This window comes from Burkholderia sp. RF4-BP95, from assembly GCF_001521985.1.
GTDB classification, from domain to species: domain Bacteria; phylum Pseudomonadota; class Gammaproteobacteria; order Burkholderiales; family Burkholderiaceae; genus Burkholderia; species Burkholderia diffusa.
The window spans coordinates 112,079-125,453 of the sequence record NZ_LOSX01000087.1 but is presented as its reverse complement, the minus strand read 5'-3'; the positions used below and the strand labels follow the sequence as shown (position 1 = coordinate 125,453).

The window sequence follows — 13,375 nt, the reverse complement described above, 5'->3', positions numbered from 1 at the left end:
CGTGGATTATACGGGGCTCTATGCAAAGAAATATCGTGTTAATAGGAAGTTGATGGCCGAAGAGAGGTCTAATCAATTTTTTCAGAAGGCGAGGCTTGATATTTTGCCATTCTATAATATTTCTGTGATCAAAATTAACTCGACGTATTTGGAATGCGTTGACCGGTGGTTTATTCATCGAGGAATGATGACGTCCATCAGTTTGGCGTTGTTTTTTTTAACTGTGATTTTGATTCTGGGTCCGTTGTATATGTTTTCGCCGGCACATTTTGTGCCAACCGAAGCTGATATTGGCTTTGTGTTGTTCGCTATTCCGTTCATGGTTCCGTTGTGGTTGCTCTTGTCTTGGGGGTTGTTTAAGGAGTCGTTTTGTCTTACGCATTTTCCGATTAGATTTAATTGTAGAAATGGAATGGTTTATATCTTCAAGTCAAACGGCTTGATTGTGAGGGCGAAATGGGATGATATATTTTTCACCCTCGGGCGTTGCGAGCGTATGGTGGGTCGACAAAACTGGGATATCCGTGGTCATGTGCTCGACAAGGACGGAGAAACCGTCCTAGAAACATTTGCTTTACCTGGCGACACGGTGCTCGTGGAGCAGTTGGAGCATTGTTGGGAGTTCATTCGCCGATATATGGAGGAGGGACCTGCGTCAGTCTATCGAGACGTTTACTGGTGCCACGATATTGCCGAGCGACGGGAGAAATACACGGCCGGCCTCAGATACATGTTCTTTTCGTTGAATGGTCAGCCGATCGGCCAAATATTGCTTTCGCCAGTATTTTTCGTGGCATCGCTGGGTCGATGGTTTGCCATGCGCACGAGCAAGATTCCGAAGTGGCCGGCAGAAATCGAAGCTGAATGCGCCGTAGATGCATTTGATCCGTACCTGCGTGATGCATCGCGCAATCCCGAGAAAATTCCGATGGAGCCGATGTGATCGGTGTAGGGCAAAATCTTTGCCGTGACCAAATGGAGTGGCGTCGTTACTTGAGAATCGAAGGCGGGAGTTGATGTGGATTATACGGGGCTTCTTGCAAAGAAATATCGCGTCAATCGAAAGTTGACTGATGAAGAGCGGTCGAATCAGTTGATTAAAAATAAAAGGTATAAAACAGAGCCATTTTACAACATTTCCGTAATAAAGGAAAATTCTACATATCTCGAATGTGTGGATCGATGGTTTATTTACCGTGGATCGATGGCTGCAGTCTGTTTGGTTGGTTTGACGGTGCCGGTATATTCATTTTTTATTCCACTTATTCTGGCGGTTGGGTTTGATCGCATTGCTCTCTGTATTTTTTTGGGGATATCGATTCCGTACTGGATATTAATGGGGTGGTTGCTGTCAAAAGAGGCATTTTCGTGGACGCATTTTCCGATCAGATTTAATTGCAAAAATAGGATGGTGTATGTATTTCGGAGAAATGGGACGGTCTTGATTGCGAAATGGGATGATATATTTTTCACCCTCGGGCGTTGCGAGCGTATGGTGGGCCGACAAAACTGGGATATCCGTGGTCATGTGCTTGACAAGGACGGAGAAACCATCCTGGAAACATTTGCTTTACCTGGCGACACGGTGCTCGTGGAGCAGTTGAAGCATTGTTGGGAGTTCATTCGTCGATACATGGAAGAGGGGCCTGCATCAGTCTATCGAGACGTTTACTGGTGCCACGATATTGCCGAGCGACGGGAGAAATACACGGCCGGCCTCAGATACATGTTCTTTTCGTTGAATGGTCAGCCGATCGGCCAAATATCGCTTTCGCCAGTCTTTTTCGTGGCATCGCTGGGTCGATGGTTTGCCATGCGCACGAGCAAGATTCCGAAGTGGCCGGCAGAAATCGAAGCTGAATGCGCCGTAGATGCATTCGATCCGTACCTGCGTGATGCATCGCGCAATCCCGAGAAAATTCCAACGGAGCCGATGTGACAGTCCAAGCTCTTCTCGATACCGAGCCTTGCGCTTCGATATACGGTTCATCAAGGATCATCTAATGTCTCTTCCCATCGCAGTATTAGGAGACGGCACCGATCATGGTGGCCGGATCATTACTGGCTCTGCCACTCACAGTATCGGCGGCAGGCCGGTCGCACGGCTTCACGATCTAGTTGATTGCCCTCAACGCTATCCGGATGGTCGACCACATGGCGTGAACCGGATTGTTGAAGCTCATCCGACACTGACGATCGGCGGAAGCCGTGTGGCCTTGCACGGACATCGCACGGAGTGCGGATGTGCTCTCGTCAGCAATACGGTTGCGAGGGTTGGGTGATGGATCGTGCGAAATTCCTGGGTGGCCAAAGGCACGATGCACAGACCGCCGTCGATACACCGACGTTTGCCGATACCGTCGATCCGGATCGGAACAGGACCACATTTGTAATTCCGCCGGGCGAAGCGGAGATGCAGAGGCTGAATGCGGTCAAAGTCGCGAACAATCCGTTGCTTGAAGCCGCGCGTCCGTTGTTGAGGGCGCAAGCAGATATGCCGGATGCACTGGGCGACTCTGCTGGGGAATTGCTGCGTCGGATGCTCGAGCATGAGATGCGTGTCTTTCAAAAACTATGTGAGCAGGCCAATATCCGCCGCGACCATATGATCGGTGCGCGATACTGCTTGTGTACGGCGCTGGATGAAGCAGCGATGCGGACCGAATGGGGCCGTGACGGCACGTCGGGATTTGAATGGGAGAGCCACAGTCTCGCGACCACTTTCCACGAAGACCGTGACGGTGGCGACAAAGTCTATCTCCTGATTGCTCGCCTGCTGGAGGACCCTCATGAGCACCGCGACCTGCTCGAGGTCATCTACCGCATTCTCAGTCTCGGTTTCGAAGGCCGCTATCGGGAGGGTACCGGTAACAAACGCAAGCACGACGCGATCCGCCAACGCCTCTACAACGTCATCACGTCGCAACGCGAACCCGTGCCGATGGCGTTATCGCCCCACTGGCAATCGACGGCAAAAGGCAAGCGCCTGTCGTTCCACGATTTCCCGGTGTGGATCACTGTAACCGTCGCGTCCGTGGTCCTGCTCGGCCTGTTTGCCTGGTTCAAATACGCGCTGATGAACCGTGCCGCCGACGTTCAAAAGCAGATTGCCGCGATAGCCGCGATGACACCGCCACCCGCACCACCGCAATTGCACCTCAAGCAGTTGCTCAAGGACGAAATCGCCGCCGGCACCGTCAGCGTTGACGAAGCTGCCCACCGCAGCGCCGTGACATTCCGCGGCGATGCGATGTTCCAGCCCGGCGCCGCGTCGGTCCAGGCATCGATGAATCCGCTGATTTCCAAGATCGCCGGCGAGATATCCAAGGTACCCGGCAAGGTCGCCGTGCTGGGTTATACGGACAGCGTACCGATTCGCAGCCGTCATTTCGCGTCGAATCAGGCGCTGTCGGAAGAGCGGGCCATTCAGGTCATGCAGATGTTGCAAGCCGCGGGCGTGCCGGCGAATCGTCTCGAAGCCGCGGGCAAGGGCGATGCCGACCCCGTCGGTGACAATCGCACCGCACAGGGGCGCGCGCAAAACCGTCGCGTCGAGATCATCGTCGCGCGATAAGCCAGATCCGTTTCCGGAATAACACATGAAGAAGTTCCAGTTCCTGTCGTTTCTGGCCTCGCGCCAGTTTCTCGCGTTCCTCGCACTGATTGTCGTCGCACTGGTGATCTGGTTCGTCGGACCGTTCTTTGCGTTCGGCGGACTGAAGCCGCTCGCCGGGGTCGGCATGCGTGTGCTGCTGATCACATTGCTGTTCGCCGGGGTGCTGCTCTGGCTCGCGGGCCAGTCGACGACGATCGTGTTCGTCGCCCTGCTGTGCCTGCTGATCTGGTATGCAGGCCCGCTGCTTTCGTTTGGTCATGCCGCTCCGTTCGAGCCGGCGTCGACCCGACTCATCGCAATCGCGGTGGTGGTGGCCGTTCTCGTCATCTTCGGGATGTATCGCGTCTGGCAGAAGATGCGTGCCGACGATGCGTTCCTGAAGAAAATGTTGCGCATCGGCGACAAGAAGGACGAGTCGCCTGCCGCATCGCGGCTTCGGAAAGTCGAGCCGATCGTGACCAGCGCGCTCGCGCGCCTCAAATCGATGCGCACGGGTGCGCGCGGTCTTGGTCGGCTGTTCCAGGGCAAGCGCTATTTGTACGAGTTGCCCTGGTACATCACGCTCGGCTCACGAGGATCGGGCAAGACCAGCGTGCTGATGAACGGCGGACTGGCGTTTCCCGTTGCCGAGCAGATGCAGCGTGCCGCGGGGAAACCTGTCGACGCCACCGCCTCGGTGGACTGGTGGTTGACCAATGATGCGGTACTCATCGACACGACGGGCTATTACACACGTCATGGCACCTCGCCGAGCGCGGATGTCGATGAACCGAAGCCGGCGGCCGATACCGTCGACGCGAATGCGAGCGGCTCAACGCCGGACGAGCAGCGCGCCGAAGACGATGCGAAACAAGATGCGCCGTCGCAATCGAAGGCGGCCACGGCATCGAAATCGGCTGTTGATTCCGCGCCAGGTCTTTCGGGCTCGCGCCATGATCATCAGGAGATCGATCGCGCGGAATGGCTCGGCTTTCTCGGCATGCTGCGCCGGAACCGGCCGCGCGCACCGATCAATGGCGCGTTGCTGACGATCGATCTTGCGACGCTGGCCGACGCCGACGAGCAAGTACGGATCGCGGAGGCCGCCGCATTGCGTGCGCGGTTGGCCGAGCTGAGGCAGGAGCTGGGCATCCGCTTCCCCGTTTACGTGTTGGTCACGAAGATGGACGGTCTGACGGGCTTTACCGAGTATTTCGGTGCGCTCACGTCGGAAGGGCGAGCTCAGACATGGGGTTTCACACTTCCATACGGCAAGGAAACAGTTGCGAAGGAAGGGCTGCGGGCGCGGTGCCACCAGGAGCTCACCGAACTGTCCGAACGATTGAGCGGCTCGATCGATACGCATCTGCAGGATGAATACGACTTGCCGAAGCGGCGAAGGCTTGCAGCCCTCCCGGAGGAGTTTTCCGCGCTGCTCGGGCCGCTGACCGACCTCATCGACAGAGTCTTTCTCGATTCACGCTACGACGATACCCAGCTCCATTCGACGTTGCGCGGCGTATATTTCACGAGCGCCCGGCAACGGGGGGGCGAGGTCGTTGCAGAGCGCCATACCGTCGTCCAACGCGTTCTGGCGGCGCAGGACCACGCCCGCGTATCGCCGCAGCGTGCCGAGGGCAACCAGAGCTTCTTTCTGCACGATCTCCTGACGCGTGTCGTGTTCCCGGAAGCACATCTCGTCAGCCCCAACCTGCGCTGGGAATTCCGCTACCGGCTGTTGCGCTTGACCGGGCACACTTTGACCCTGCTGTTGTTCGTCTGGTTGGCGATTGGCTTGCGTGTGAGCTTCGGCCACAACAGCGACTATCTCGACGCGATGGGGCGCAAGGCGCAGGCGTTGACAGCTCGCGTGACGCAACTCTACAAGACGCCGAAACCCGAATCGGTGCCGGACACACTGACCGAAGCGCGCTATCTGCCGACTTTTCCTAATCTGGACCTTTCCGATCCCGGCAGCGAGTGGCGCTATGGGCTGTACGTGCCGCCGAGCATCGCGACGGAGAGCGGTCGCACATACGATGCCCTCGAGGACAATCTGTTGTTGCCGCAAATCGTGCGTCGGATGGAGGACGTGATGTCCGGCGCGATTGCCGCTAACGATTCGAAGGTCGCTTACGATGCGCTGCGCGTCTACCTGATGCTCTACGACGCAGCGAAGTTCAATGCCGACGACGTCAAGACGTGGGTACTCGACGACTGGGCAAAACATGACAGTGCAGCGATCTTCGGTGGCCGTGCGTCGATGATCGACCATGTCCAGCAGCTCTTTTCCGGTGGTCGCGTGGTGAAGTCTCCGCTCATTCGCAATGACGCACTGATCCAGCGTGCCCGGGCGTTCCTCGACGGCAGCAACGCGACCGGTCGTCTGTACGAACGTGCGAAGGCGGCGATGCAGAAGGAGGCGCCGGACGAGTTCACGCTGCTGCGCGCGGTGGGCCCGCAGGCTGGCACGGTGTTTACGCGAGCGAGCGACGCGCCGTTGTCGCGCGGCGTGTCAGGGCTCTTCACGTTCGACGGCTACCGGAATCTGTTCGACAAGCGGCTGCCTGAGTTCGTGCAGATTGCTCGCGATGACGACGCGTGGGTAATGGGGCGCTCGTACCTGGCGGGTGCGTCGGATTCGGCTCAAAAAAAAACGGCTGAAATTGTGAGCAATTCGACGGGGACGGACGACGCGCTGACGGATGCGGTCCGCCGCGAATATCTGACGGAGTACGCGCGGCAATGGGATGCGTTTCTCAACGACATCCGGACGGTCAGCGGTACGAGCCTCGCGTTCAATCTTCAGGTGCTGCGCCGCTTCGCGGCTCCCGACTCGCCACTTGTGCGGCTGGCTCGTGCGGCGGTGCATGAAACAACGCTGACGGCGCCGGTGAGCGGATCGGGCGGTACGTTTCTGCAGAAAGCAGCCGACCAGATCAACCAGAAGACCGACAAGGCGCTCGGCATTCGCGCGTCGGAACGCGTCGAGCGCGACCTCGTCGACGTCCATTTCGCCGCGCTGCGCGAAGTCGTGACCGGCAACGCCGATTCGGAGGGCGCTTCCCAGGCGGCGGCTCGGGCTGGCGCGACGGGCCTCGACGGTGTAACGAACCTGTTGAACGATTACTACACGGCGCTCACGGTCTCCGACAACGCGTTGTCGAACAACAGCATGCCGCCGGCCAGCGACACGGCGGCGAAACTCAAGATGGCCGCCAACACGATGCCCGCGCCTTTCCTGGCGGTACTGCTGCAGCTTGCCGCCGATGGCTCGCGCGAAGTCAATCAGGGTATCGGGCAACTATTGTCGCGACAGATGCAGGCAGCCGTTGGCGACACGTGCCGGCTGACCATCGAGGGCAACTATCCGTTCTCGCCCGACAGCAAGCGCGATGTCGGCATCGACGATTTCACCCGCATATTCGCGCAAGGAGGCGTAATCGACGATTTCTTCGCGAAGACGCTGGCGCCCTTCGTCGACACATCAGCGAAGCCGTGGCGGTACCGAACGCTTCCCGGCGCGACGGAACCCGTACGGGGGCCGGATCTCGAACCGTTCGAACACGCGAAAGCGATTCGCGACACCTTCTTCAGCGATCCCGGCCACAAGCAACTCACGTGGAAGGTCGATATCCGCATTCCCGAACTGGACCCTGCGATCCTGGGCCTGTCGCTCGACGTCGATGGCCAGACGTCGCTCTATCAGCATGGTCCCGTGGCGCCGTTCACGGTGTCGTGGCCGGGGCCGCGCGGTGGCGTTCATGCGGAGATCACCGCCAGTCCGCGCATTCGTCCCGACACGTCGACGATCGCTGCCGACGGCCCCTGGGCACTGATGCGACTGCTCCAGCGGGGGCGGGTCGTCGAAACGGCGACGCCCGGCCGCACCCGTGTCGCGTTCGAATTCGACGGTCGCAAGGCGGCGCTCGACATCGCGAGCACCGGGAGCGTGGCGAATCCGCTGACGAGCGATGTGCTGAGAACATTCCGTTGCCCCAGCTCGATGCCGCTGTTCGACCTGTCGGATAGTGGCCCGCCCCCCGGATTGCCGCGCGGCACGGTGCCGGCGGGCGCGATCAATACTGCCCGATGAATGGCGAGGAGGGAACACGATGACGATTTCGACGGCCGATCCGAGAAGTCCTGCCGGAGCGCCGGCATCCCCGCCGCTTGCAACGCGTCTCAGGGATGCGGAACAGGCGGTCAACCCGCTGCTGGAGTCGGCGCGCAGCTTGCTGCGAGCGCTGGCGGATACGCCCACCGTGCTGGAACCTGACGCCGTCGCGCATCGACGCTGGTGGCTGGAGCAGGAGCTCAGATTGTTCACGCGTGTCTGCAACGAGTTGAAACTGCGATCCGACCACGTTGTTCGCGCGAGCTATGGCCTGTGCGCCGCGCTTGACGAAGCGGCGATGCAGACGCGTTGGGGCAAGGGCGGGGCGACGGGAGCCGACTGGCAGTCGAACAGCCTGGCAGCGGCGCTGGGTCATGACCGGCAAGGAAGCGATCGCGTGTTTCGACTGATCGACGAGGCGCTCGGGAGTCCTCGCGAGCATCTCGATTTGCTCGAGCTGTATCAGAACATCCTCGATCTGGGTTTCAAGGGGCGATATCGCTTTGGAAACGATGGCTCGGCCCGTCTTCAGGGTGTTCGCGAAGCCGTGCACCAGGTTGTGGTGACTAGCGGATTCGGCAGCATGCGCGACAGTGAGCCGATCCGGCGGCCGCGGCAATCGATCGTCGATCCGTGGGTGCGCCCCGTACGGGCGCGTCGTACACGTTGGTGGATTGGCGAGGGCCTTTTCGTTGCGTTGATGCTCGGCGCGGCGGGTTATGCGGCGGTGAGCCACTGGATTCACGACAAGCCGGCTGCGACGACGTCCTCGCTGGACGTCCTGTCGGCGCAGCTTGTCACGAGTCTGCGTGACGAGATGGCTGCCGGCAACGTCGAACTGAACCGGGATACGGCGACGAATGTACTGACGCTCCGGTTCAACGGCATGTACGCGTCGGGTGACGTGGCGGTCGCGCCGTGGTGGGCATCCATCATGGCTACGGTCGGTCGGACCATTGTCGCGTCGGTACCCGCCGCGCACGTGCGGGTCGTTGGTTACACCGACAACGTGCCGGCTGGCGCGACATCCCGGAACAACAATCAGGCGCTTTCCGAAGCCCGCGCCCGGCAGGTCGCGCAGATTCTCGCGGCGGCGGGTGTGCCGGTGCAAAACATCTCCGCGGCCGGACAGAGCGACGCCGATCCGCTGGCCGACAACGGCACGGCACAGGGAAGATCGAGGAATCGCCGTGTCGAAGTGACCGTATCGAACTGAACGGCGAGTCGATGTGTGTTGCGATGCACCGATACAGGAGACGTGCCGTTCGCCGGAGATGTTCCGAGCTTGCTCAAGTGTCCTGGTGCCGCCGCACCCTGCTCAACACCGCATAAGAAAGCGACCCGATCACGATCCCCCAGAACGCGGACCCGAGCCCGAGCCAAGTCATCCCCGACGCAGTCGCGAGGAACGTGATCACCGACGCTTCGCGATGCGCCTCGTCCTCGAAGATCCCGTGTACGTTCGCGCCGATCGCACCGATCAGCGCGAGCCCGGCGAGAATCGCGACGAAAGCCTTCGGCAGTGCAAAGAACAGCGTGACGATCGTCCCCGCGAAGAGCCCGCCGATCAGGTAGATCGCGCCGTTCGCGATGCCCGCGATATAACGCCGGTCCGGATCCTCGTGCGAATCCTTGCCGGTGCACAGCGCAGCGGTGATCGCCGCGACGACGATCGTGATCCCGCCGAAGCACGCGACGACAAGCGACATCACGCTGGTTGCGGTGATGATCGGCCGCGCCGACGTGTGATAGCCCGAGACGCGCAGGATCGTCATGCCGGGCAGGAACTGGCCAGTGAGACTCACGACGACGAGCGGCAGCGCGAGGCTGAGCGTGGTGCCGAGCGTCCATTCGGGCGCGATGAAGATCGGCCGCGCGATGCTCGGCGATACGTTGCCGAGATGCGCCATCCCGAGCAGCGTCGCGAGCGCGGCGCCCGTCATCAGCACGAGCACGATGCTGTAGCGCGGCAACAGGCGCTTGAAGATCACGTACGCCGCGATCATCCCGAACCCGAGCACCGGCTGCGCAGTCGCGGCGGAGAACGCATGCATGCCGAACGGCAGCAGGATGCCGGCCATCATCCCGCACGCGATGCCGCGCGGAATGTGGCGCACGAGCCGGTCGAAATAGCCGGTGATGCCGATCACGAGGATGATCAACGCGGCCGTGATGTACGCGCCGACGGCCTGGTTCAGCGTCAGCTGCGGAAAGAGGCCGACGAGCAGCGCGGTGCCGGGCGCCGACCATGCGGTCACGATCGGCACCTTCAGTTTCCAGCTCGCGAAGAGGCCCGACACGCCCGCGCCGATCGAGATCGCCCAGACCCACGACGCCATCATCTCATTGGATACATGCGCGGCCTGCGACGCCTGGAAGAAGATCGCGAGCGGGCCCGCGTAGGAAATCAGCACCGCGAGAAAGCCGGCGGTGACCGCGGAGACGGACCAGTCGTTGCCGATCGAGCGGATCGCGTCGGGCGAGGTGTTCGGTTGCATCGTCGTAGGGGAGTGCGGCGCGCGGCCGGGAGGCTGAGCCGGGGCGAATGATTGTTGGAGGCCCCGGACGATCCGTCATTCTGGGCATTGCCGCCGAAATTGGCAATTTGCCGATGAGGATCGGTGTTGTCGGCTTTTCGTAAGCAATGCGCGTCGCGGCAGCCGTGCGGCCTTGCGCGGGCGTCGCCGCCTCGGGCGCCTTCCCGGCGCAGCGCGACCCACTCAAGCGTTACGTACTGATCTGAAGATACCCGTCGACCGCGGCGACCTTCGCACCGCTGCCCGTCGACAGCGACGCCGTGCCGTGGTCGAACGGATGCACGGGCCCGTCGGTCGGCGTCCACGCGTGACGCGCCAGCAGTTCGCGATACCCGCCGCGGATCACGAAGCCGCCGCATTTCTCCAGATACGCGTCGCGCCGCATCCGGTACGCGCGCGGCAGGTCGTACCACGGCAGCCTCGGCAGGTCGTGATGCACGAGGTGATAGTTGTTGTTCAGGTACAGCAGCCGCATCGCGAAGCCGGCCTCGTTGATGACGATGCGCGCCTTCGGATGACGCGCGGCGCGGTGCTCGAACAGCGAACGGATCATCGCGAGCGACAGCGCGGGCCACGTGACGGCCAGCAGGTAGTACCACCACGGCACGCCGATCGCCCGCTGCAGCCATGCGAGTAGCGCACCCACGCAGACGGCGTGCGTCACCCACATCCGCAGATAGCGGAAGTCGCCGCGCCGGAACGCGGTGATTGCGTCGGCGAACATCGCGGCGACGCTCGTCGGCGGCCCGAACACGAGACGTCCGACGAAGGTGGTGCGCGCAACGGTCAGCGCGCGACGCCAGCGCGGCAACCGCGCCCACTGCGCGCGCGATACGTAGTTCGTTTCCGGGTCGACGCCCGGCACGGTCAGGTCCTCGTCGCGGTGATGGTCGAGGTGCGTGTCGCGATAAAGCGTGTATGGATACCAGATCGTCAACGGCGGATAGCCGAGCAGCCGGTTCACGAACGCGGAGCGCGTCGGATGGCCGTGCAGCAGTTCGTGCTGCAGCGACATGTGCCACGCGCCGAGCAGGATCAGCGGCAGTGTCGCGGCCGCGAGCGACAGGCGCTCTGCACGTACGAGCAGCAGCACGGCGAGCCAGCCGCCGTAGATCGCGACGACCAGCAGCCACGTCGGCCACTCGGTGCGGGCAGTGAAGCGGGCGTCGAGTGCGGCGATCGCGCGCGCGTGGTCGACGTCGAAGTATTCGGCCATGGTGCTGGGGCGGGATGTAGCGGGTGATACGGGTGCTGCACGGGTAACGGGTAGCGGACGATCGCGCCGTTGCGGGCCGCGATGCAGGTGGCCGACTTGCGTCGCGACTCGCAGTCGACCGCTACGGCGAGCGGCTTGCGACGGCGTCGCGACACTGGAACGCTAACCGGCTCGCGCAGTCAGGCCAACCAAGCAATTTGCATTTGCTTATCGCTGCGCGACCGATAAGCATTGACCGCGCCCAGGCGCGTGCCGGACCTGTGCGAAACCCGGGCGAACGGGCTTTCTCCAACGCACCGCCGATGCGTAGAATGCGCACATGAGCCCATGGATCGCCGGACTGCCGATGTATAACGTGACGCCGCGCCACGCCGCACTGTGGCGCGCGTTGCTGCGTGACGCACTCGACGCGTTCGCGCGTCACGGCGGGCCGGCCGGCGTCGCGCTGCTCGACGAACCGTTCGGAGATCTGCACGCGCTGTGGCACCGCAGCGACTTGCTGTTGTCGCAGACATGCGGTTATCCGTACCGGATGCTCGGATTGCGCGATGCCGTTCACCTGATCGCGACACCGGCATTCGATGTGCCCGGCTGCGACGGCGCGCGTTACAGCAGTGTGCTGGTGGTGTCGGCGCGCGTGCATGCGGGCGGCGCGACGACGCTGGCTGCCTGTCGCGGATTGCGGGCCGCATTCAACGGCGCGGATTCACACAGCGGGATGAACGCGTTCCGGCACGCGGTCGCGCCGCATGCGCACGACGGGCGCTTCTTCGGTTCGGTCGTGTCGTTCGGCTCGCACCTGAACGTGCTGCGCGCGCTGGCGGCAGGTGCTGCCGATTGCGCGGCGATCGACTGCGTGACGTTCGCGTATGTGTGTGACGCATTGCCCGAGCTGTTGAACGACATCCGGATCATCGGCATGACGGCGTCGGCGCCGGGCTTGCCGTTGATTGCATCGAAGGCGCTGAACGGGAGCCTCGTGGAGGGGTTGCAGGATGCGCTCGATCACGCGGTCGCGGTCGATGCTGATCGGGCGACCGCGTTGCGGTTGAAGGGATTCGAGCGCCTGCCGCCGGCCGCATACGACACGATTGCCGATCTCGCGCGGGACGCGGCCGCGCACGGGTATCCCGAGCTGGCGTGAGCGCTCGTCCGCGCGGCGATGGCTAGAACGGCAAGGTGCCGGGCGGCGCGTTGCGTACCACGGCGAGCGTCGTACCGATGTGGTCTTCGAGCGCGAGGGCGGCGCGCGCATCGGCGCGTCGCATCGCGGCCTCGAACAGGCACGTGTGCTCCGCATGCACGTCGCGCTTCGAATCGCCGAGTCCGATGCACACGCGCCGATAGCGTTCGCTTTGCTGCGACAGCATGCGCAGGATCAGGTACGTCCAGGGCGTCGCGGCCGCCGAGATCAGCGCTTCATGAAAGCGACGGTTGCACGCTTCCCATGCAGCGCGGTTTTCGATGGACACCGGCTGCTCCCACGCCGACAGCATGTCGAAACTCTGCCGCACGCGCTGCGCCCACGCGTCGTCGCCGCGCCGCACGGAGTCGCGCAGCGCATCGACCTCGATATGAATGCGCAGCCGCGTGATCGCTTCGAGATCGTCGACCGACATCGGCGTCACGCGAAACCCGCGCTGCCCTTCGGCGACGACCAGCGCATCGCTGACGAGCCGCGTGAGCGCCTCGCGCAGCGTGCCCGCGCCGACGCCGTACACGTCCTTCAGATGCTCGACGCGCAGCTTCGTGCCGGGCGGGTAATGTCCCTCGATGATGTGTTGCCGGAGCTGGTGATACGCGTGCTCGCTGAGCGTGCGGGCATGCGGCTCGGCGGCGTCGTCGGCGGCCGGCATTTCGAGCGCCGGTGGCGAGTCGTCGAACGGATGGGCGGGCAGGATGGTGTTCAT

Annotated in this window: 10 protein-coding genes; 7 read left to right on the top strand and 3 right to left on the bottom strand. The window is 62.1% G+C overall.

Annotation, left to right across the window (positions count from 1 at the left end; genetic code table 11):
- Position 1: 1 nt before the first annotated feature.
- The 6 genes from WS46_RS29070 (at position 2) to icmH (ending at position 8,928) form a co-directional block, all read left to right on the top strand.
- Positions 2–943: a DUF6708 domain-containing protein gene (locus WS46_RS29070; RefSeq protein WP_059692574.1), complete on the top strand. Its 942-nt coding sequence runs from the start codon at positions 2–4 to the stop codon at positions 941–943.
- A gap of 75 nt (positions 944–1,018) precedes the next feature.
- The gene (locus WS46_RS29065; RefSeq protein ID WP_059692573.1) at positions 1,019–1,939 is read left to right on the top strand and encodes a DUF6708 domain-containing protein; all 921 of its coding nucleotides are present in this window, start codon (positions 1,019–1,021) and stop codon (positions 1,937–1,939) included.
- A gap of 64 nt (positions 1,940–2,003) precedes the next feature.
- Complete coding sequence (locus WS46_RS34685) at positions 2,004–2,282, top strand: PAAR domain-containing protein (protein ID WP_082725415.1); 279 nt, start codon at positions 2,004–2,006, stop codon at positions 2,280–2,282.
- The gene (gene tssL / locus WS46_RS29060; RefSeq protein ID WP_059692572.1) at positions 2,282–3,574 is read left to right on the top strand and encodes a type VI secretion system protein TssL, long form; all 1,293 of its coding nucleotides are present in this window, start codon (positions 2,282–2,284) and stop codon (positions 3,572–3,574) included. Before WS46_RS34685 ends, tssL begins: the two co-directional genes overlap by 1 nt.
- A gap of 25 nt (positions 3,575–3,599) precedes the next feature.
- The gene (tssM, locus tag WS46_RS29055) at positions 3,600–7,691 is read left to right on the top strand and encodes a type VI secretion system membrane subunit TssM (protein WP_059692571.1); all 4,092 of its coding nucleotides are present in this window, start codon (positions 3,600–3,602) and stop codon (positions 7,689–7,691) included.
- Between the two features lie 19 nt (positions 7,692–7,710).
- Positions 7,711–8,928, top strand: a complete 1,218-nt coding sequence (gene icmH, locus WS46_RS29050; protein WP_059692570.1) for a type IVB secretion system protein IcmH/DotU — start codon at positions 7,711–7,713, stop codon at positions 8,926–8,928.
- A 73-nt stretch (positions 8,929–9,001) separates the two neighbouring features.
- On the opposite strand, the gene WS46_RS29045 is transcribed toward icmH, so the two are convergent.
- Positions 9,002–10,210 (bottom strand): benzoate/H(+) symporter BenE family transporter, encoded by a 1,209-nt coding sequence (locus WS46_RS29045; RefSeq protein ID WP_059692569.1) that lies wholly within the window; start codon positions 10,208–10,210, stop codon positions 9,002–9,004.
- 229 nt (positions 10,211–10,439) lie between these two features.
- On the bottom strand, positions 10,440–11,465 hold the full coding sequence (locus tag WS46_RS29040) for a fatty acid desaturase (RefSeq protein WP_059692568.1): 1,026 nt from the start codon (positions 11,463–11,465) through the stop codon (positions 10,440–10,442).
- A gap of 319 nt (positions 11,466–11,784) precedes the next feature.
- Between WS46_RS29040 and WS46_RS29035 the strand changes: the two genes are divergently transcribed.
- Positions 11,785–12,609 carry a phosphate/phosphite/phosphonate ABC transporter substrate-binding protein gene (locus WS46_RS29035; RefSeq protein ID WP_059692567.1) on the top strand — a complete coding sequence of 275 codons (825 nt, stop codon included), beginning with the start codon at positions 11,785–11,787 and terminating at the stop codon, positions 12,607–12,609.
- 22 nt (positions 12,610–12,631) lie between these two features.
- On the opposite strand, the gene WS46_RS29030 is transcribed toward WS46_RS29035, so the two are convergent.
- On the bottom strand, positions 12,632–13,375 hold the full coding sequence (locus tag WS46_RS29030; protein ID WP_059692566.1) for a GntR family transcriptional regulator: 744 nt from the start codon (positions 13,373–13,375) through the stop codon (positions 12,632–12,634).